Raw genomic sequence first — 19,326 nt, 5'->3', positions numbered from 1 at the left:
AGACGACAGAGGGAGAGAGCGATGAGCGCAGTGGACCAAGAGGCGCAGGGAGCCGAGCGCACACTCGGCCAGCTGGTCGCCTCGGCCACCGCCGAGATGTCCGCCCTGGTTCACGACGAGATCGCCCTCGCCAAGGCGGAGATCCGCGAGGACGTCAAGCGCGTGGGCAGCGGCTCCGCCTCCCTCGCCGTCGCAGGTGTGCTCGCGGTCTTCTCGCTTCCGGTGCTGACCTTCGCCGCCGCCTACGGGATCCACAACCTCGGGCTCGGGCTCGCCTGGTCCTTCCTCATCGTCGGGAGTGCGTTCCTGCTCATCGCGGGTGTGCTCGTGCTGATCGCGGTGCGGAAGTTCAAGAAGATCAAGCCGCCGGAGAAGTCCATCGCCTCCGTCAAGCAGACCGCCGCACTGGTCGGGACCGTCAAGCCGCACCCGCGGCCGGTGAGTGACAAGGCTGTGGGTGTGGCACGCTCGTCCTCATGACAGCGCCCACCCCGGATTCCAGCGTTCCCCCCACAGCTGCCACGGCAGTACGGCTCGACCTTCCCGGCGGGCAGGCGGTGACGCACCGGGACGTCGCCGCGAACGGCGCCCGCTTCCACGTCGCCGAGGTCGGTGACGGGCCGCTGGTGCTGCTGCTCCACGGCTTCCCGCAGTTCTGGTGGACCTGGCGGCACCAGCTGACCGCGCTCGCCGACGCCGGGTACCGGGCGGTCGCGATGGACCTGCGCGGGGTGGGCGGCAGCGACCGCACCCCGCGCGGCTACGACCCGGCCAATCTGGCCCTCGACATCACCGGGGTCGTACGGTCCCTCGGCGAGCCGGACGCCGCCCTCGTCGGCCACGACCTGGGCGGGTACCTCGCCTGGACGGCGGCCGTGATGCGGCCCAAGCTGGTGCGCCGGCTCGTCGTCTCCTCCATGCCGCACCCGCGCCGCTGGCGCTCGGCGATGCTGTCGGACTTCGGGCAGACGCGCGCCAGTTCGCACATCTGGGGCTTCCAGCGGCCGTTCGTGCCCGAGCGTCAACTCGTCGCCGACGGCGGAGCGCTCGTAGGGGACCTGATCCGGGACTGGTCGGGGCCCCGGCCGCCCGAGGAGGAGGACCTCGCCGTCTACCGGCGGGCCATGTGCATCCCGTCCACCGCGCACTGCTCGATCGAGCCGTACCGCTGGATGATGCGGTCGATGGCACGGCCCGACGGGCTGCAGTTCAACCGGCGGATGAAGCGGCCGGTGCGCGTGCCGACGCTGCACCTGCACGGCTCGCTCGACCCGGTGATGCGCACGCGCAGTGCGGCCGGGTCCGGGGAGTACGTCGAAGCCCCGTACCGGTGGCGGCTGTTCGACGGGCTCGGGCACTTCCCGCACGAGGAGGACCCCGTGGCCTTCTCGACGGAGCTGGTGAACTGGCTCAAGGATCCCGAACCGGACCGCTGAGCCCGCCCCCCCGTCAGGCTCCCGCCAGGCCCCCCGTCAGGCCCTCCGGCCGAACCCGATCGCCCTGTGAAAGTCGGACAGTTCGCTCGTACGCTCGTCTTACGAGCATTCAATTGCCTGGCGCATAGGCCAATTGGCCGCCCCTGACGGGGTTACCGACCTTGGGCCACGGGCACAGCTCGGAGTATGAGCTGGACGCACGACTACGGTGACACCGCGCACGAACACCGCTCGGCGGCTACGCCGGGCACCCACGAGAGGGCCGGCCGCCACGGCCACGACCTCCACCTCGGGATTCCGCGCATCCTGCGCCGCCGGGCCCGCTGGGTCTCGGCACGCCTGCGCCATCCACGGACGTAGGAGCCCGGCGGGCGCCTTGCCTCAGAGGGCGCAGCCCTGGCTGTGGACCCGCCGGTCGGCGACCTTGCCGGTCTGGATGTCGTCGCGGATCTCGTCCACCGTCAGCGCGTAGCCGGTGTTCGGGTCGTCGAGGGACTTCGCGAAGACGACCCCGTACACCTTGCCTTCGGGGGTCAGCAGCGGGCCGCCGGAGTTGCCCTGGCGGACGGTCGCGAACAGCGAGTACACGTCCCGTCGGACAGTACCGCGGTGGTAGATGTCCGGTCCGTTGGCATTGATCCGGCCGCGGACGCGGGCGGCGCGGACGTCGTACGCGCCGTTCTCCGGGAAGCCGGCGACGATCGCGTCGCTGCCGCTCGTCGCGTCCTTGTCGGTGAACTCCAGCGCCGGCGCCTTCAACTTGGGCACGTCCAGTACGGCGATGTCGCGCTCCCAGTCGTAGAGCACGACCTTGGCGTCGTAGAGCTTGCCCTCGCCGCCGATCTGGACGGTCGGCTCGCCGACCCCGCCGACGACGTGCGCGTTGGTCATCACCTTGCCGGGCGCGAAGACGAAGCCCGTGCCCTCCAGCACCTTGCTGCAGCTGGGCGCCGTGCCGACGACCTTCACGATCGAGCGCTTGGCCTGCTCGGCGATCGGGCTGATCGCGAGCGCCGGGTCGGGCGCCTGGACCTCGGTGATCGGCTCGTTGGAGAACGGGGAGAACACCTGCGGGAAGCCGTTGCGCGCGAGGGTGGAGCTGAAGTCCATGAACCAGGTGTTCGCCTGGTCGGGGAGCACCCGCGACACGCCGAGGAGCACCTTGGAGTTGCGGACCTCCTTGCCCAGGGTGGGTATCGCGGTCCCGGCGAGCAGCAGTCCGATCAGCCAGGCCACCAGCAGCATCGCGACCACGTTGACCAGGGCGCCGCCGGTCGCGTCGAGGGCGCGCGCCGGTGACCAGGTGATCTGGCGGCGGACCCGGTTGCCGAGGTGGGTGGTCAGGGCCTGGCCGATCGAGGCGCAGACGATGATCACGACGACGGCGATGACGACGACGGTGGTGGACACCTGGGTGCCGTTGTCGGTCACCTGGTCCCAGATCAGGGGGATCAGGGACACGGCGATGAGGCCACCGCCGAGGAATCCGATCACCGACAGGATGCCGACGACGAACCCCTGGCGGTAGCCGACGATCGCGAACCACACGGCGGCGAGCAGCAACAGGATGTCCAGCACGTTCACGTGGGCCACCGTCTCATGCGCGCCAGTCGAGCGGGACCTGGCGCGTGCGGTCCCAGGGGCGCTCCCAGCCTGCGAAATGCAGGATCCTGTCGATCACTCCGGCGGTGAAACCCCAGACCAGAGCCGATTCGACGGTGAATCCCGGTCCCTGGTGGCCGGCCGGGTGGACGGCCATGACCCGGTGTTCCGGATCCGTGAGATCGGCCACGGGAACCGTGAAGACCCGGGCCGTCTCGGCCGGGTCCACCGCGCCGACCGGGCTGGGGGTGCGCCACCAGCCGAGGACCGGGGTCACGACGAACTCGCTGACCGGGATGTAGAGCCGGGGCAGCACGCCGAAGAGCTGAACGCCGGAAGGATCGAGTCCGGTTTCCTCCTCGGCCTCGCGCAGCGCCGCGCGCAGCGGGCCGGTGGTGTGCGGATCGCCGTCCTCCGGGTCCAGTGCACCCCCGGGGAAGGACGGCTGCCCCGCGTGCGAGCGCAGGGTGCCGGCGCGCTCCATGAGGAGCAGCTCGGGGCCTCGGGGGCCCTCCCCGAAGAGGACGAGCACGGCGGACTGCCGCCCGCGGCCGTCCTCGGGCGGCAGGAACCGGCTCAGCTGCCGCGGCTGCACGCTCCCGGCGGCCTCGACGACGGGGTCGAGCCACGCGGGCAGGCCGTGCGTGCTGAGCGCGATGCCGTCGCCCTCGCGGGCCCCTGCCTCGGCCTCGTCCCGTGTCCCGCTCCCGCTACCGCGCGTCATAGGCATCCCCGTCCGTGATCTCCCACACCGCCAAACGCCGTGCGGGTACCGATTGGTTCCTCAGGTGCAGCACCACTGCCGGGTCCGCCCGGGACCGCTCAGGACGGCGCCGGAGCACCCCCCAGCGGCTGCGCGGGCAGGCCCGGGTAGTCCGGGGGCGGGGTCAGCCGCTGGCCCGGCTGGCCGCCCTTCTCGTACTTCAGCAGCTTCGCCGCCTTGTCCGGGTCCGTCTCGCCCTCCCCGTACGCGGGGCAGAGCGGGGCGATCGGGCAGGCCCCGCAGGCCGGCCGCTGCGAGTGGCAGATCCGGCGGCCGTGGAAGACGACGCGGTGCGAGAGCATCGTCCACTCGCTCTTCGGGAAGATCGCGCAGATCTCCGCCTCGACCTTCTCCGGGTCCTGCTGCTCGGTCCACTTCCAGCGGCGCACCAGACGGCCGAAGTGGGTGTCGACGGTGATCCCGGGGACGCCGAACGCGTTGCCGAGGACTACGTTCGCGGTCTTGCGGCCCACTCCGGGCAGGGTCACCAGGTCTTCGAGCCGGCCCGGCACCTCCCCGCCGAAGTCGTCCCGCAGGGCCTTCGAGAGGCCGAGCAGGGACTTGGCCTTCATCCGGAAGAACCCGGTCGGCCGGATCAGCTCCTCCAGGTGCTCGGGAGCGGCCGCGGCCATGTCCTCGGGGGTCGGGTAGGCGGCGAAGAGGGCGGGGGTCGTCTGGTTCACCCGCAGGTCGGTCGTCTGCGCGGAGAGCACCGTCGCGACGAGCAGTTCGAAGGGATTGCGGAAGTCGAGTTCCGGATGGGCGTACGGATAGATCTCGGCCAGCTCGCGGTTGATGCGCCGCGCCCTGCGCACCATGGCCAGGCGCGATTCCGGCTTGGCCGCCTTCGTTTTCTTGGCCGAAACTTTGCCCTGGGGGGTGGCAGCGGCCTTCGCGGACGCGTTCACTGGGGCTTGTTCGCCCACGGCTGAATTTTGGGGCGCCGTCACTCCTGCGGACCCCTTGGCCTGTGCTCTCACCGGCTTATTGGACACCCGGCCAGCCTAAGGCCGGCCGCTGACACCCGCCCGGACCTCAGGTAACACCACTCCGATTGGCCTCTCGCCGCACAGCACGCCCGTCCGTCCGGCATCCTTGTGATTGATCGCACTGTTTGAGCCGTCCGGCAAAATGGGGAGCACGGTCCCCTGAGCTGGTCGACATAGGAGAGAGACTCGTGGACGACGTTCTGCGGCGCGCCCCGCTCTTCGCGGCGCTCGATGACGAGCAGGCCGCGGAGCTCCGCGCCTCCATGGGCGAGGTGACCCTCGCACGCGGTGACGCCCTGTTCCACGAGGGCGACCCCGGCGACCGGCTGTATGTCGTGACCGAGGGCAAGGTGAAGCTCCACCGCACCTCCCCCGACGGCCGCGAGAACATGCTGGCCGTCCTCGGCCCCGGCGAGCTGATCGGCGAGCTGTCGCTCTTCGACCCGGGCCCGCGCACCGCCACCGCCACCGCCCTGACCGAGGTCAAGCTGCTCGGCCTCGGCCACGGCGACCTCCAGCCCTGGCTCAACGCCCGGCCCGAGGTCGCGACCGCGCTGCTGCGCGCCGTAGCCCGGCGCCTGCGCAAGACCAACGACCAGATGTCCGACCTGGTCTTCTCCGACGTTCCCGGCCGTGTGGCGCGGGCGCTCCTCGACCTGTCGCGCCGCTTCGGCGTGCAGTCGGAGGAGGGCATCCACGTGGTGCACGACCTCACGCAGGAGGAGCTCGCGCAGCTCGTCGGCGCCTCCCGCGAGACCGTGAACAAGGCCCTGGCCGACTTCGCGGGCCGCGGCTGGCTCCGCCTGGAGGCGCGTGCGGTCATCCTGCTGGACGTGGAGCGACTGGCGAAGCGCTCGCGCTGACGCCCGGCCCCGCTTGTCCGAGAGGGTCCTGCCCGAGGGGGCGGGGCCCTTTCGCACGTCCAGGACGAGGCCCCCGCGCCTCGAACGCCTCAGCGGCCGCTCCGTGCACAGTGGGTCCATGGAGCACAGAGGGCTGGACACGTACGGGTACTTCGAGCGCGAGGGCTCCCTCGGACAGGTCCAGGGCGAGTTCGCGGGCGTCGTCGCGGCCGCCCGCGGGCGGATCCGCGACGCGTACGGGCGGCGGCTGCACAGCGCGTACCTGTACGGGTCCGTGCCGCGCGGGACGGCCCGGCCCGGGCGGTCCGACCTCGACCTCCTGCTGGCCCTGCACCACGAGCCCGCCGACGAGGACCGCGACGCCGCGGAGGTGCTGGCGCGCGGGCTCGACGAGGACTTCCCGGAGATCGACGGCGTCGGCATCCTGCTGCACGGCAAGGACACCCTGCTGAGCGAGGCGGAACGATTCGACCTGGGCTGGTTCCTCGCCTGCCTGTGCACGCCACTGCTCGGCGCGGACCTGGCCGAGCACCTGCCGCGCTACCGTCCGGACAGCCTGCTCGCCCGCGAGACCAACGGCGACCTGGCCGAGGCACTGCCCGGATGGCGCAGGCGGGTGCGGGAGGCGTCGACCGAGGACGAGTACCGGAGGCTGTGCCGGCTCTTCTCACGGCGCCTGGTGCGCACCGGGTTCACGCTGGTGATGCCCCGGTGGGGCGGCTGGACCAGCGACCTCGGCGAGTCCGCGGAGATCTTCGGCGGGTACTACCCGGAGCGCGCGGACCAGATGCGCGCCGCCGCCGTCGCGGCACTGGATCCGGTCGCGGACCCGGCCGTGCTGCGCGCGTACGTCGAGGACCTCGGGCCGTGGCTGGCAGACGAGTACACGGCCCGGCACGGCACGAAGACCCCGCGGGGCGCCGGCTAGGACTTCTCGGCGGCGAGGGCCTCGACGGCGAGCTTGGCCTCGGCCAGGCCCGCGCCGGTGATCTGGCGGTAGGTCTTGATCGCCGAGATCTGCCGGTCGGCAGCGATGTGGGCGCGCACCTCGTCCATGCCGGCCGGCTCCGGCTCCTCTATGCCGAAGTGGTCCAGCACGAGGGCCAGGCGGCGCTCCGTCCGGTCCGCCTTGAGCTGGAGGGCCTTCACGCGCAGCGACACCGTCGAGGTGATCCATCCGGCGGTGCCGATCAGCATGACGAGCAGGAACACGGTGTTCATTCGGGCCCTCCAGGGATCAGTCCGTGATCTTGAAGGTACTCGAGCTGCGCCCGGACGGACCATTCCGCCGCCGGCCACAGGGAGCGGTCCACGTCCGCGTAGACCTGGGCCACGACCGCCTCGGGGGTGACGAACCCGTTCTCGACCGCGGTCTCCACCTGGGCGAGCCGGTGCGCGCGGTGGGCCAGGTAGTACTCGACGGCTCCCTGTGCGTCCTCCAGGACCGGCCCGTGGCCCGGGAGGACGGTGTGCACCCCGTCGTCCACGGTGAGCGAGCGCAGGCGGCGCAGGGAGTCCAGGTAGTCGCCGAGGCGGCCGTCGGGGTGGGCGACGACCGTGGTGCCGCGGCCGAGGATGGTGTCGCCGGTCAGCACGGCCCGGTCGGCCGGCAGGTGGAAGCAGAGGGAGTCGCTGGTGTGGCCCGGGGTCGGGACCACGCGCAGCTCCAGCCCGCCGGTCCGGATGACGTCCCCGGCGGCCAGGCCCTCGTCGCCGAGGCGCAGGGCCGGGTCCAGGGCGCGGACCTTGGTGCGGGTGAGCTCGGCGAAGCGGCCCGCGCCCTCGGCGTGGTCGGGGTGGCCGTGGGTGAGCAGGGTGAGGGCGATCCGCTTGCCCGCCTGCTCCGCGGTGGCGATGACCGCCCGCAGGTGCGCGTCGTCCAGCGGGCCGGGATCGATCACGACGGCCAGGTCGGAGCCGGGCTCGGAGAGGAGCCAGGTGTTGGTGCCGTCCAGGGTCATCGCGGAGGCGTTGGGGGCCAGGACGTTCACGGCGCGGGCGGTCGCCGGCCCGGAGGTGACCACTCCGCGGGGCTGCCCGGGCAGTGCGGCGGCGTCGCTCATGCGGTGCCTCCCGGACGGCCGAGGCGGACCCGCTTGGTGAACTCGTCGTGGCCCGGCCAGCTGAGCACCACCTCGTCGTCCTCCAGCACGGCCTCGGCCAGCACCGGGGTGAGGTCCTGGGCCGCGGCCGCGGTGAGGGCGTCGACGGCGCTCCCGTACGGCTCCAGGGAGCGCAGGGTGGAGATGGTCGGCGGCATCATCAGCAGCTCGCCCTTGTCGTAGCCGGCGGCCGCGTCGGCCGGGCGGATCCAGACGGTCCGGTCGGCCTCGGTGGAGGCGTTGCGGGTGCGCTGGCCCTCGGGGAGGGCGGCGACGAAGAACCAGGTGTCGTAGCGGCGCGGCTCGAACTCGGGGGTGATCCAGCGGGCCCACGCCCCGAGCAGGTCGGAGCGCAGCCGCAGGCCGCGGCGGTCGAGGAACTCCGCGAAGGACAGCTCGCGGGCGACCAGGGCCTGCCGGTCGGCCTCCCAGTCGTCACCCGTGGTGTCACCGACGACGGTGTCCGGGCCCTCCCCGGCGAGCAGGACGCCCGCCTCCTCGAAGGTCTCCCGTACGGCGCCGCAGACGATGGCCTGGGCGGTCCGGACGTCCGTACCGAGCCTGGCGGCCCAGTCCTGCTGCGAGGGCCCCGCCCAGCCCACCTGGTGCTCCTCGTCGCGGGGATCGACCCCGCCGCCCGGATAGGCGTACGCGCCCCCGGCGAAGGCCATGGAGGCCCGTCTGCGCAGCATGTGCACGGCGGGACCGGCCGGGGTGTCGCGCAGGAGCATCACGGTGGCGGCGCGGCGCGGTGGCACCGGGACGAGGGAGCCGTCCGCGAGCGCGCGGATGCGGTCGGGCCACTCCGGCGGGTACCACTGGCCTCCGGCGGGGGGCTGCTGCTGACCATGCTGACCATTCGGCATGGCCGGATGCTACGGCCATCCGGCCCGATGTTCGAGGGTCACCCGTCGCCGACGCCCCGTCCCGGCCTGCGGCAGGCTTCACGGGGCTCCGCCCCGTACCCCGCTCCTCAATCGCCGGAGGGGCTGACCTTGCCCTGCGGCAATCCAGCCCCTCCGAAGAACGAGTCAGGCTCCGGGAACCAGTTCCACCTGGATCTCGACCTCGACCGGGGCGTCCAGCGGCAGGACCGCCACGCCGACCGCGCTGCGGGCGTGGACGCCCTTGTCGCCGAGGACGGCACCCAGGAGCTCGCTCGCGCCGTTCAGCACGCCCGGCTGGGCCGTGAAGTCGGGGGCCGAGGCGATGAAGCCGACGACCTTCACGACACGCGCGATCTTGTCGAGGTCGCCGACGACCGACTTGACGGCGGCCAGGGCGTTCAGCGCGCACGTGGCGGCCAGCTCCTTGGCCTGCTCCGGCGAGACCTCCGCGCCGACCTTGCCGGTGACCGGCAGGTTGCCCTTCACCATCGGGAGCTGGCCCGCGGTGTAGACGTACACGCCCGAGCGCACGGCCGGCTGGTACGTGGCCAGCGGCGGGACGACCTCGGGCAGGGTCAGGCCGAGCTCGGCCAGCTTCGCGTCGACAACCCCGCTCATGCCTTCTCCCGCTTGAGGTAGGCCACGAGCTGCTCGGGGTTGTTCGGGCCGGGCACGACCTGGACGAGCTCCCAGCCGTCCTCGCCCCAGGTGTCCAGGATCTGCTTGGTGGCGTGGACCAGCAGCGGGACCGTCGCGTATTCGAACTTCTTGGTCATGGGAGCGAGGGTAGTGCCTGTGGTGCCGAGCCTCCCCCGCACCGGGTCCGGGGGAGGCTCATGCGTGTTCCGGAAGGCGAGTGGTTAGGCTCGGACGCTGTGAGCAGGCTCCAGGTGGTCAGCGGCAAGGGCGGCACCGGCAAGACCACGGTCGCCGCGGCACTCGCGCTTGCCCTCGCACGCGAGGGCAAGCGGACTCTTCTGGTGGAGGTCGAGGGCAGGCAGGGGCTCGCGCAGCTCTTCGGTGCCGAGGCGCTCCCGTACGAGGAGCGGAAGATCGCCGTCGCGCCCGGCGGGGGCGGTGAGGCCGGGGGTGAGGTCTTCGCGCTCGCCATCGACGCCGAACGGGCGCTGCTGGACTACCTCCAGATGTTCTACAAGCTCGGCTCGGCCGGCCGCGCGCTCAAGAAGCTCGGCGCCATCGACTTCGCGACGACCATCGCCCCCGGACTGCGGGACGTCCTGCTGACCGGCAAGGCGTGCGAGGCGGTGCGGCGCAAGGACAAGGCGGGCCGGTACGTCTACGACCACGTGATCATGGACGCGCCGCCGACCGGGCGGATCACCCGGTTCCTGAACGTCAACGACGAGGTGGCCGGGCTGGCCCGGTTCGGGCCGATCCACAACCAGGCGCAGGCCGTCATGAAGGTGCTCAAGTCCCCCGAGACGGCCGTCCACCTGGTCACCCTCCTGGAGGAGATGCCCGTCCAGGAGACCGCCGACGGCATCGAGGAACTGCGCGAGGCCGGGCTGCCCGTCGGCCGGGTCGTCGTCAACATGGTGCGGCCGCACCATCTGGACGAGGACACCCTGCGCACCGCGGCCGGCGACCACCGCGCCGAGGTGGCCCGGGCGCTGTCCCGGGCGGGCCTCGGCGGCGCGCGCCGCGGCGGGCTGGCCGAGCGGCTGGTGGAACCGCTGCTCACGCAGGCCGCCGAGCACGCGGGCCGGGTGGAGCTGGAGCGCGCGCAGCGCACCGTACTGGCGGGGCTGGACCTGCCGACGTACGAACTGCCGCTGCTGGGCGCGGGGGTGGATCTCGCCGGGTTGTACGAGCTGGCCAAGGACCTGCGGAAGCAGACGGTGGCCGAATGAGCGAGGGGGTGGACATCGTGGGGCTGGACACTCCGCCGCGGCTGGCGGTCGACCGGCTGCTGGACGACCCGGAGACCCGGATCGTCGTGTGCTGCGGGGCGGGCGGGGTCGGCAAGACCACCACGGCCGCGGCACTGGGCGTACGGGCGGCCGGGCGCGGGCGGAAGGCGGTCGTGCTCACCATCGACCCGGCGCGCCGGCTCGCGCAGTCGATGGGCATCGACTCGCTGGACAACACCCCGCGCAAGGTCGTGGGAGTGGGCGCCGACGGCGGTGAACTGCACGCCATGATGCTGGACATGAAGCGGACCTTCGACGAGATCGTCGAGGCGCACGCGGACGGCGAGCGGGCCCGGGCCATCCTCGCCAACCCCTTCTACCAGTCGCTGTCGGCCGGCTTCGCGGGCACGCAGGAGTACATGGCGATGGAGAAGCTGGGGCAGCTGCGGGCCCGGGACGACTGGGACCTGATCATCGTGGACACCCCGCCGAGCCGGTCCGCGCTGGACTTCCTGGACGCGCCGAAGCGCCTCGGGTCCTTCCTGGACGGGAAGTTCATCCGGGTGCTGATGGCTCCGGCGAAGGTGGGCGGCCGGGCGGGGATGAAGTTCCTCAATGTCGGCATGTCGATGATGACGGGCACCCTCAGCAAGCTGATGGGGGCCTCGCTGCTGAAGGACGTGCAGACCTTCGTGGCCGCGATGGACACGATGTTCGGCGGTTTCCGCACGCGCGCCGACGCGACCTTCCGGCTGCTCCAGGCTCCCGGCACGGCCTTCCTGGTGGTCGCGGCGCCCGAGGCGGACGCCCTGCGCGAGGCGGCGTACTTCGTGGAGCGGCTGGCCGCGGAGAGCATGCCGCTGGCCGGGCTGGTACTGAACCGGGTGCACGGCAGCGGCGCCGACCAGCTGTCCGCCGAACGGGCGTTGGCCGCCGCAGAGAATCTTGAAGAAGGCGGCATTGTCGATCAGGAGTCCGGGAAAGCTGGACTTCGTGACACGGCCGCGGGACCGACCGAGACGGCCGGGACCACACAAACGGCGACCGCACGGACGGCAACCACACGGACGACGACCGCACGGACGGCGACCGCACCGACGACAGAGACGGCACGGACCGCAAAGACCGCGAACCCTCCCGAGACAGGCTCCCCCGGCACCGAAGGCGATACCGCGGTCGTCGACCGGATCACGGCAGGACTGCTGCGCCTGCATGCCGAACGGATGCAGGTGATCGCGCGTGAACAGCGCACACGCGATCGCTTCACCTCACTCCACCCCGAGGTGGCGGTGGCCGAAGTGGCCGCCCTGCCCGGCGATGTGCACGACCTCGCCGGGCTGCGGGCCATCGGAGAGCGACTCGCGGCCGGGGTTCCGGCCGGAGCGTAGGCGTTCGTACGTCGTGGCGGCCGTGTGGTCTACCCGGCTGCCGCGTATGTCTCGTACGGAACGTCGATCTCCGTGTCTGCATCCATGGTGAGGATGCCCGTACTGCGCTCGTACTCCGTACGGGCGGTTTCGAGCAGCCGTCGCCACGAGGTGACGGTGGGACGCCGGCGCAGCAGCGCACGTCGTTCCCGCTCGGTCATTCCGCCCCACACGCCGAACTCGACGCGGTTGTCGAGCGCATCGGCCAGGCATTCGGTCCGCACCGGACATCCGGTGCACACCGCCTTGGCCCTGTTCTGTGCCGCTCCTTGAACGAACAGTTCATCCGGATCGGTAGTGCGGCAGGCTGCCTGCGCACTCCAGTCGGTAACCCAGCCCATCCCGGCGCCGTCCTCTCCCGAATCGAGGCTCCCCCACGGCGGTAGCGGCATATTCACCGCTGCCAGTTGAGGACGTTACGGAAGGCGGGCACAGTGCAACACCCCCGACGGGCCCAATCTTGAATGGTCCGAACGGACTATGGGTAAGCGGCAGATCACCCGACGGAGTGATCCGGCGACATGCCCGGCCATTCCGGCAATTCGGGTGGAATCGGCGGATCAGCGTCAGCAGAGGGGCGGGATTCGGACATGCGTCCACCCCATTCGGGAAGGGTGAAAATCAAGCCGAGGGGTTGATGTCGCACCACACTGCTGTGACAGTTGGGGACAGCTTAGGCCAAGGCATTCGCGTGTGTCCGGCGAATCAGAACGTAGGCTGCCCTCTATGGGAAAGAAGCGCTCGGGCGGCGGGCTCACGGGGAGCCAGCAGGCCGCCAAGTTCCTCGGGGTGTCCGTTCTCTCCGGAGTTGTGCTGGCCGGCATGGCGATTCCGGCTGCAGGCGCCCTGGGGCTGGCGGCCAAGGGCACGGTCGAGGGATTCGATGAGATCCCGGCCAATCTCAAGACTCCGCCGCTGAGCCAGCGGACCACGATTCTGGACGCCGAGGGTGGCTTGATCGCCACCGTCTATTCACGCGACCGGCAGGTGGTCCCGCTCACGGCGATCTCCCCGTACATGCAGAAGGCGATCGTCGCCATCGAGGACTCCCGTTTCTACGAACACGGAGCCGTCGACCTCAAGGGCATCCTGCGCGCGGTCAACCGCAACGCGCAGGAGGGCGGCGCCGCACAGGGCGCCTCCACGCTCACCCAGCAGTACGTGAAGAACGTGTTCGTCGAAGAGGCCGGCGACGACGAGACCAAGGTGCGCGAGGCCCAGGAGAAGAGCCTCGGCCGCAAGATCCGCGAGCTGAAGTACGCGATCCAGGTCGAGGAGGAACTCGGGAAGAAGAAGATCCTCGAGAACTACCTCAACATCACGTACTTCGGCCAGCAGGCGTACGGAATCGAATCCGCGGCCCAGCGCTACTTCAGCAAGCCGGCCAAGGACCTGACCCTGGAGGAGTCCGCGCTGCTGGCGGGCGTCGTGCAGTCGCCGAGCCGGTACGACCCGGTGAACGACACCCAGGAGGCGACGAAGCGCCGCAACATCGTCCTGCAGCGGATGGCCGACACCAAGGACGTCTCGCAGGCCGAGGCGGACGCGGCGAAGGCGAAGCCGGTCACCCTGAAGGTGACCAAGCCGAAGAACGGCTGCATCACCGCGGTCAAGGGCGCGGGCTTCTTCTGCGACTACGTGCGCAACACCTTCCTGACCGACGCCGTCTTCGGCAAGACGCGCGAGGAGCGGGCGAAGGTCTGGAACCAGGGCGGTCTGACCGTCCGCACGACCCTGGACCCGCAGTCGCAGGACGCGGCCAACGAGTCGATCAAGGACCACGTCTACCAGGACGACTCGATCGCGACGGCCGTGACCATGGTCCAGCCGGGCACCGGCCGGGTGCTGGCGATGGGTCAGTCCAAGCCGTACGGCTTCGGGAAGAACGAGACGCAGATCAACTACTCCGTGGACAAGCGGATGGGCGGCTCGAACTTCGGCTTCCAGGTCGGCTCGACCTTCAAGCCGTTCATCGCGGCCGCCGCGCTGGAGCGGGGCCTGCCGCCGACGAAGGTCTACGGGGCGCCGAACAAGATGGACTACCCGAGCGGGATCTCCCGCTGCGACGGGTCCCAGTACGTCAACGTCAGCAAGGAATCGGCGGAGAACGAGACCGAGGACGAGGTCGGCCCCTACGCGCTGCGGACGGCGATGGAGAAGTCGATCAACACCTACTTCGTCGAGATGATCTCCGAGATCGGCCTGTGCCCGGTGTCGGAGATGGCGCAGAAGCTCGGCGTGGTCCCGGCGAGCGGGGCGAAGCTGGCCGACGGCCCCGCCATCGCGCTCGGCTCGGAGGAGATGTCCCCGCTGACGATGGCCAACGCGTACGCGGCCTTCGCCAACCGCGGCGTCTACTGCACCCCCGTCGCCATCGAGTCGATCACCGACGCGCACAACAAGGCCCTCTCGGTGCCGAAGAGCAAGTGCGAGCGGGCGATGTCGGAGACGACCGCCGACACCATCAACACCCTGCTGGGCGGAGTGATCGACTCCGGCACCGGTGAGCGGGCCGGTCTGACCGACCGCGACAGCGCGGGCAAGACGGGTACGACGGACAACCGCTACAACGCCTGGTTCGTGGGCTACACCCCGAACATCTCCGGCGCGGTGTGGGTCGGCTCGGGCGGGGCGAAGAAGATCACGATGGAGAACATCGTGATCGGCGGCAGGCCCTACCAGAAGGTCTTCGGCGGCGGTCTGCCCGGCCCGATCTGGAAGGACGCGGTGACGGGCGCGCTGGAGGGCCGCGAGGCCCTGCGGTTCGTCAACGTCAGCATCCCGGAATCGAACGTCCCGTCCGGCGGCCCCCGCGGCAACAAGCCGCCCACCACCCCGACCAGGCCCGGCAAGCCGGGCGGCGACGGAAAGCCCGGCGGGCGGCCCGGCGGTCAGACCGCCGGAGCCACCGGGGGCGCCACGGGCGGGGCGACCGGCGGGGCCACGGGCGGCGTCAATCCGCAGCCCCCCTTCCCCGGGATCACGCTCGACCCGGGCGGCGTGATCGGCGGCCGCGACGACCACTAGGAGCGGTCGGCACGGCACACAAGGGAGGGCCCCAGCCGGAACCGGCTGGGGCCCTCCCTTGTGTCATCTCCGAATCTACGAAAGCTGCTGCTTGACGACGGCGGCGACGCGCCCGCCCTCCGCCAGCCCGGCGACCTTCGGGTTCACGATCTTCATGACGGCGCCCATGGCCCGCGGCCCCTCGGCACCCGCGGCCTTGGCCTCCTCGACCGCCTGCGCCACGATCGCGACGAGCTCGTCATCGGTGAGCTGCTTGGGCAGGTACGTGTCGAGGAACTCGCCCTCCGCGGTCTCCCGCGCGGCCTGCTCGGCACGGCCGCCCTGGGCGAAGGCCTCCGCCGCCTCGCGGCGCTTCTTCGCCTCCTTGGCGATCACCTTGAGGACTTCCTCGTCGGAGAGCACACGTGCCTCCTTGCCGGCGACCTCCTCCTTGGTGATGGCGGAGAGGGTCAGGCGCAGCGTGGACGAGTGCAGCTCGTCACGCGCCTTGATGGCGGTCGTGAGGTCTTCCTGGAGCTTGGCCTTGAGCGTGGTCATGGATGTGAGTCTGCCAGGTGCGGGGGCAGTGGCGCTCACTGGTTTTCCGGGTCTGAGACGATGGGGCCATGCGTGCGCGTTACGGAGTACCCCTGAAAGCGGCTGCCGGAATCGCTGCGGTGGGGGCCGCGGGTGTGGCCTATGCCGCCGGTTTCGAGGCGAGGTCCTTCCGCCTGCGCCGGGTCACGGTGCCGGTCCTTCCCCGGGGGATGCGCCCGCTGCGCGTGCTCCAGGTGTCCGACATCCACATGGTGGGCGGGCAGCGCAAGAAACGCGCCTGGCTGCAGTCCCTGGCCGGCCTGCGCCCCGACTTCGTCGTCAACACGGGCGACAACCTCTCCGACACCGAGGGCATCCCCGAGGTGCTCGACGCGCTGGGCCCCCTGATGTCCTTCCCGGGCGTGTACGTCTTCGGGTCGAACGACTACTACGGGCCGCGGCTGCGCAACCCCGGGCGCTACCTGCTGGAGAAGGCCCAGGGCCGGCACGGGCTGAACGGCAACAAGCCGGTCGTCGGCGCCGTCCACAACCCGTGGGAGGAGATGCGGGACGCCTTCGACGCGGCGGGCTGGCTGAACCTCACCAACACCCGGGGGCGGCTGAAGCTGGAAGGCCTGGAGCTGGCCTTCACCGGGCTCGACGACCCGCACATCAAGCGGGACCGCTACGAGATGGTCGCCGGCGGCCCGGAGCAGGACGCGGACTTCTCGATGGCCGTGGTGCACGCCCCGTACCTGCGCGTCCTGGAGTCCTTCACCGCCGACCGGTACCCGCTGATCCTCGCGGGGCACACCCACGGCGGGCAGCTGTGCATCCCCTTCTACGGGGCGCTCGTCACCAACTGCGACCTCGACACCAAGCGGGTGAAGGGCCTGTCCACGCACGAGGCGGCGGGGCAGCGGGCGTACCTGCACGTATCGGCGGGCTGCGGCACCAACCGCTTCACCCCGGTCCGCTTCGCGTGCCCGCCGGAGGCGACCCTCCTGACGCTGACCCCGCAGGCGTAGCGCCTGCGCGACCGCTCCGCGAAAACCGGATTTCGTCTCCGGCGAGAGGTCCGCTAAAGTAATCGATGTCGCCAGGACAGCAAGTGCTGCAAGGCGACGATCGGGGTGTAGCGCAGCTTGGCAGCGCGCTTCGTTCGGGACGAAGAGGTCGTGGGTTCAAATCCCGCCACCCCGACAGAGTAAGACCAGCTCAGAGCCGGTGTCCTTCCAAGGACACCGGCTCTGACTGCTTCTCCCTGGGCTCTCGGGAGAATTCTGGGAGAATCTCCGTCGAAGCGGCTCCCCCGCGCCCGCCTAGCCGATGTCCACGTTCGTCGCTTCGTAGATCTTCGGCTCGGCCCTCGGCATGCCGTTCGCCTGGAAGATCGGTGCCGCCTGCTCCATGAACGCCCCGAGGGCCTCTTTCGACTCCCACAGGTCGACCACGAGCCAGCCACCGTTCGCCGGTGCTCCTGCGTGGGAGATGAAGCCCGCTGCCGGCCACCAAGGCGCCGCGAAGATGCTCGCGTGGTTGGCCTGGTACTGATCCTTGCCGACGCCCGGCAACTCGATGATGGCGATGATGGCCACGGTGCTGCTCCCGTGAGGTCGGGGGTGGGGAACTCCCCCAGTCGAGCAGTCCGCCCAACGCCCCGCACGGCGACAGGAGCCGACCGGGCGACGGGCCTGATCCCGGGGACACCCCTACCGGCTCACCCTCAGCAGCTCGTCGAGGACCGCCACGGGCGACCCCGGCGACATCCGACGACGCGCGGCGAGGGACTGCTCCCACATGCCGGTGAGGCCAGCCAAAAGCTCCTTCCTCATGTCCGGCGTGATGTGGGAGTAGCGGGCCTGCACCGAACCGTCCTCGTGCCCCATCCGCTCATCCTTGAGCTTGGGCGGGGTCCGCAGCTCGTCCATCATCGTCTTGTGGCTGTGCCGCAGCCCGTGCGGTGTGAGCCCACGCGCAATCGGAACCCACGAGGCCTCCGCGCGGGCGGCGGCGCCCCGGCCACGAGCGGGGACGCCGGGCCAGGGATCTGCCAGCAGCGGCACCGGGCGGGCCTCCTGCGGGGCCTTCTTCGGGTACCAGCCCGTCGCCGCAGGCTGGAAGAGCCACGTGGCGAAGCCGTTGCGGCGCCAGTGGGCCGCGTTCCCACCGGCGGGCCAGAACCGGATGAAGCCGAGATCGGCGATGGCCTTCTCGACCGCGGCCCGCGTTCCGTCGGCGACCGCGGCGGGGCGGTTCAGCACGTTCGAGACCGTGCCGGTGGAGACGCCGGCTACGCGCGCCACGTCGGCCAGCTTGGCGCCGGGCCGGCGGGCCGCTCCGTTGGCGGCGGAGTGCCCGCTGAACAGGTATCGCAGCCCGTGGCACGCGCACGGCTGTTCCCCCGCCCGTACTGCCTGCCCGGCCAACAGGCCTGAGAGCCAGTCAGGCAGGTCGAGCGTGCGGTAGGAGTCGTCCTTGGGCGGGCAGCGGTGCATCTCGCCGGAGTCCAGTTCGTAGAGCTGCGACTCGACGCGCACGGACGCAGGCCGGAGGAACTTCGTCTCCAGGCCAACGATCTCGCCCCAGCGCATCCCGGTGTAGCCCTTGAGCACGATGGCGACGAACTCGTCATCGCGGCCCGAGAGCAGAGCGGCTCGCTCGGCGACTAGCAGCACGCCCAGAGCCGACGTCACGACCTTCTCGGGACCGCGGTTCCGGGAGCGGCCGGCGCGCTTACCCCGACCGCGGCGACGGGTCGCCGGGTTGGCGTCGCGGAGTCCCTCGTCGACCGCATCGGCCAGGATGAGGTGCAAGGTCCCGCGCCATGTCTTGATGCTGCTGGCCGCGTAGCCGCGGGCGCGCTCACCCCGCTCCCAGGCATCGATCTCCGCCTTAGTGATCTCGTCGACGATGGAGTCCTCGAACTCGGGGAGCAGGTGCTCCTCGACGTGCCGCCGGTAGTTCTGCATGGTCGACGCGGCAAGGTCTTGCTCCCCGTACCACCTGCTCGCGTACTCGCCGAACGTGATCCTCTCGGCCTCTTGCGCTGGTGCCGCCTGGCTGGCGGAGAGGGCCTTCTCCTCCTCGACTGCCGCCGCCTTCTCGGCGGCGCGCTTCGTCCTGAAGCGGATGGTCTTGCCGTTGTCGTCGGCGACGGTGCCGTACTTGCCGGGGGCGGTCTTGTACCGCCCACGCCAGTAGTCCCCGCGGTTCTCTGCGAATCCCAAAGTTCTCTCTCTACAGGTGAGAGCCCCGCCCGGGCAGGCCGGGCGGGGCAGTTGTCAGGCGGCGTCGCGCTGCTGGTCCAGGAGGACGGTCCGGCGCGGGGGCCGGGCTCGGAGCCTGAGAGGCGCCTCCGTCTGCCGTGCAGGCTTGATCACGGCGGGCTGCCGCTCGGCGGGTCGAACGGTCCTGGTCGGCTGTGCCGCAGCGCTGATGGCCGGGCGCGCTTCGAAGAGGCGGAGGATTTCCGCGAACTGCTCACCCGTGAAGCGGTAGGCCCGTCCAGGCTTCGTGAACGGGATCCGACGCCTCCGGGCTTGTTCCTTCACCCACCACTCGGACATGCCGAGCGCCTTGGCGATGTCCGACGGGTAGTACAGGTGCGGAAGCCCGTCTCGCTTCATGGTCAGAATCACTCCTGTCGGCTGTGAACGTCCGGTGCCGCAGCGGCGGTCCCCCGCCGCCGCAAGGCCCTGAAGCGCTGACAGAACTGACAGAACCTCCCCGGACCGCCCCTGACCTGGCATTTCGCGGGTTTCGTGATCTCTGACAGAACTGAATTAAAACTCGACAGAACCTCCCGGGCGGAGGTTCTGTCACAACCCACTCCGCGGGTAC

22 protein-coding genes and 1 tRNA gene are annotated in these 19,326 nt (G+C 70.8%); 10 read left to right on the top strand and 13 right to left on the bottom strand.

Translation table 11 applies throughout. The features are described 5' to 3' along the window. The first annotated feature begins 21 nt into the window (after window positions 1-21). The 3 genes from ACIPYQ_RS31090 to ACIPYQ_RS31080 all read left to right on the top strand — a co-directional run bounded on the left by ACIPYQ_RS31090 (window position 22) and on the right by ACIPYQ_RS31080 (window position 1,796). Window positions 22-480, top strand: coding sequence for a phage holin family protein (locus ACIPYQ_RS31090; RefSeq protein ID WP_361752437.1), 459 nt, complete (start codon window positions 22-24; stop codon window positions 478-480). Beyond that, complete coding sequence (locus tag ACIPYQ_RS31085; RefSeq protein WP_361752435.1) at window positions 477-1,436, top strand: alpha/beta hydrolase; 960 nt, start codon at window positions 477-479, stop codon at window positions 1,434-1,436. The genes ACIPYQ_RS31090 and ACIPYQ_RS31085 overlap by 4 nt, the downstream gene beginning before the upstream one ends. A 186-nt stretch (window positions 1,437-1,622) precedes the next feature. Then, complete coding sequence (locus tag ACIPYQ_RS31080) at window positions 1,623-1,796, top strand: hypothetical protein (RefSeq protein ID WP_361752433.1); 174 nt, start codon at window positions 1,623-1,625, stop codon at window positions 1,794-1,796. A gap of 21 nt (window positions 1,797-1,817) precedes the next feature. Here ACIPYQ_RS31080 and ACIPYQ_RS31075 read toward each other — a convergent pair whose 3' ends face one another. The 3 genes from ACIPYQ_RS31075 to nth all read right to left on the bottom strand — a co-directional run bounded on the left by ACIPYQ_RS31075 (window position 1,818) and on the right by nth (window position 4,727). Then, a complete protein-coding gene (locus ACIPYQ_RS31075) occupies window positions 1,818-3,020 on the bottom strand; it encodes a MarP family serine protease (RefSeq protein WP_401257243.1) in 1,203 nt (400 codons plus the stop codon). A gap of 13 nt (window positions 3,021-3,033) precedes the next feature. Next, window positions 3,034-3,762 carry an NUDIX hydrolase gene (locus tag ACIPYQ_RS31070; protein ID WP_401257241.1) on the bottom strand — a complete coding sequence of 243 codons (729 nt, stop codon included), beginning with the start codon at window positions 3,760-3,762 and terminating at the stop codon, window positions 3,034-3,036. A gap of 98 nt (window positions 3,763-3,860) precedes the next feature. Next, window positions 3,861-4,727 carry an endonuclease III gene (gene nth / locus ACIPYQ_RS31065; protein ID WP_401257239.1) on the bottom strand — a complete coding sequence of 289 codons (867 nt, stop codon included), beginning with the start codon at window positions 4,725-4,727 and terminating at the stop codon, window positions 3,861-3,863. 251 nt (window positions 4,728-4,978) lie between these two features. Between nth and ACIPYQ_RS31060 the strand changes: the two genes are divergently transcribed. Continuing rightward, a complete protein-coding gene (locus ACIPYQ_RS31060; RefSeq protein ID WP_003981529.1) occupies window positions 4,979-5,653 on the top strand; it encodes a Crp/Fnr family transcriptional regulator in 675 nt (224 codons plus the stop codon). 118 nt (window positions 5,654-5,771) lie between these two features. Continuing rightward, window positions 5,772-6,581: a nucleotidyltransferase domain-containing protein gene (locus ACIPYQ_RS31055; RefSeq protein ID WP_401257237.1), complete on the top strand. Its 810-nt coding sequence runs from the start codon at window positions 5,772-5,774 to the stop codon at window positions 6,579-6,581. Here ACIPYQ_RS31055 and ACIPYQ_RS31050 read toward each other — a convergent pair. From ACIPYQ_RS31050 to ACIPYQ_RS31030, 5 genes are all read right to left on the bottom strand, one after another. Next, window positions 6,578-6,874, bottom strand: a complete 297-nt coding sequence (locus tag ACIPYQ_RS31050; RefSeq protein WP_361752423.1) for a hypothetical protein — start codon at window positions 6,872-6,874, stop codon at window positions 6,578-6,580. The genes ACIPYQ_RS31055 and ACIPYQ_RS31050 overlap by 4 nt on opposite strands. Further along, window positions 6,871-7,716, bottom strand: coding sequence for an MBL fold metallo-hydrolase (locus ACIPYQ_RS31045; RefSeq protein WP_401257235.1), 846 nt, complete (start codon window positions 7,714-7,716; stop codon window positions 6,871-6,873). The genes ACIPYQ_RS31050 and ACIPYQ_RS31045 overlap by 4 nt, the downstream gene beginning before the upstream one ends. Further along, on the bottom strand, window positions 7,713-8,621 hold the full coding sequence (locus ACIPYQ_RS31040; protein ID WP_361752419.1) for an NUDIX hydrolase: 909 nt from the start codon (window positions 8,619-8,621) through the stop codon (window positions 7,713-7,715). The genes ACIPYQ_RS31045 and ACIPYQ_RS31040 overlap by 4 nt, the downstream gene beginning before the upstream one ends. A 165-nt stretch (window positions 8,622-8,786) precedes the next feature. After that, window positions 8,787-9,260, bottom strand: coding sequence for a RidA family protein (locus ACIPYQ_RS31035; RefSeq protein WP_361752417.1), 474 nt, complete (start codon window positions 9,258-9,260; stop codon window positions 8,787-8,789). Beyond that, complete coding sequence (locus ACIPYQ_RS31030) at window positions 9,257-9,418, bottom strand: DUF4177 domain-containing protein (RefSeq protein WP_007264966.1); 162 nt, start codon at window positions 9,416-9,418, stop codon at window positions 9,257-9,259. The genes ACIPYQ_RS31035 and ACIPYQ_RS31030 overlap by 4 nt, the downstream gene beginning before the upstream one ends. A 99-nt stretch (window positions 9,419-9,517) precedes the next feature. On the opposite strand from ACIPYQ_RS31030, the gene ACIPYQ_RS31025 reads away from it, so the two are divergent. After that, window positions 9,518-10,513 (top strand): ArsA family ATPase, encoded by a 996-nt coding sequence (locus tag ACIPYQ_RS31025; RefSeq protein ID WP_401257232.1) that lies wholly within the window; start codon window positions 9,518-9,520, stop codon window positions 10,511-10,513. Further along, window positions 10,510-11,901 carry an ArsA family ATPase gene (locus tag ACIPYQ_RS31020; protein ID WP_401257231.1) on the top strand — a complete coding sequence of 464 codons (1,392 nt, stop codon included), beginning with the start codon at window positions 10,510-10,512 and terminating at the stop codon, window positions 11,899-11,901. The genes ACIPYQ_RS31025 and ACIPYQ_RS31020 overlap by 4 nt, the downstream gene beginning before the upstream one ends. A gap of 29 nt (window positions 11,902-11,930) precedes the next feature. On the opposite strand, the gene ACIPYQ_RS31015 is transcribed toward ACIPYQ_RS31020, so the two are convergent. Then, window positions 11,931-12,281 carry a WhiB family transcriptional regulator gene (locus tag ACIPYQ_RS31015; RefSeq protein WP_319722166.1) on the bottom strand — a complete coding sequence of 117 codons (351 nt, stop codon included), beginning with the start codon at window positions 12,279-12,281 and terminating at the stop codon, window positions 11,931-11,933. Between the two features lie 385 nt (window positions 12,282-12,666). Here ACIPYQ_RS31015 and ACIPYQ_RS31010 point away from each other — a divergent pair, with 385 nt between their 5' ends. Beyond that, window positions 12,667-14,967, top strand: a complete 2,301-nt coding sequence (locus tag ACIPYQ_RS31010) for a transglycosylase domain-containing protein (protein WP_361752411.1) — start codon at window positions 12,667-12,669, stop codon at window positions 14,965-14,967. 75 nt (window positions 14,968-15,042) lie between these two features. Here the strand turns inward: ACIPYQ_RS31010 and ACIPYQ_RS31005 are convergent, their stop codons facing one another. Then, window positions 15,043-15,504 (bottom strand): GatB/YqeY domain-containing protein, encoded by a 462-nt coding sequence (locus tag ACIPYQ_RS31005; RefSeq protein WP_319722136.1) that lies wholly within the window; start codon window positions 15,502-15,504, stop codon window positions 15,043-15,045. Between the two features lie 68 nt (window positions 15,505-15,572). Between ACIPYQ_RS31005 and ACIPYQ_RS31000 the strand changes: the two genes are divergently transcribed. Then, a complete protein-coding gene (locus ACIPYQ_RS31000) occupies window positions 15,573-16,511 on the top strand; it encodes a metallophosphoesterase (protein ID WP_401257230.1) in 939 nt (312 codons plus the stop codon). Between the two features lie 101 nt (window positions 16,512-16,612). Further along, window positions 16,613-16,686 (top strand) — tRNA-Pro (locus tag ACIPYQ_RS30995). Window positions 16,687-16,805: 119 nt separating this feature from the next. On the opposite strand, the gene ACIPYQ_RS30990 is transcribed toward ACIPYQ_RS30995, so the two are convergent. The 3 genes from ACIPYQ_RS30990 to ACIPYQ_RS30980 all read right to left on the bottom strand — a co-directional run bounded on the left by ACIPYQ_RS30990 (window position 16,806) and on the right by ACIPYQ_RS30980 (window position 19,112). Next, entirely contained in the window at window positions 16,806-17,081 is a 276-nt protein-coding gene (locus ACIPYQ_RS30990) for a hypothetical protein (RefSeq protein WP_401257228.1), read from the bottom strand. A gap of 114 nt (window positions 17,082-17,195) precedes the next feature. Next, complete coding sequence (locus ACIPYQ_RS30985; protein WP_401257226.1) at window positions 17,196-18,713, bottom strand: tyrosine-type recombinase/integrase; 1,518 nt, start codon at window positions 18,711-18,713, stop codon at window positions 17,196-17,198. Between the two features lie 54 nt (window positions 18,714-18,767). Then, a complete protein-coding gene (locus ACIPYQ_RS30980; RefSeq protein WP_401257224.1) occupies window positions 18,768-19,112 on the bottom strand; it encodes a DNA-binding protein in 345 nt (114 codons plus the stop codon). Window positions 19,113-19,326 lie beyond the last annotated feature (214 nt).

It is taken from the genome of Streptomyces sp. NPDC090045 (assembly GCF_044747975.1).
GTDB lineage: Bacteria > Actinomycetota > Actinomycetes > Streptomycetales > Streptomycetaceae > Streptomyces.
The sequence above is the reverse complement of the archived record's forward strand: the minus strand, read 5'-3'. Positions and strand labels throughout refer to the sequence as shown.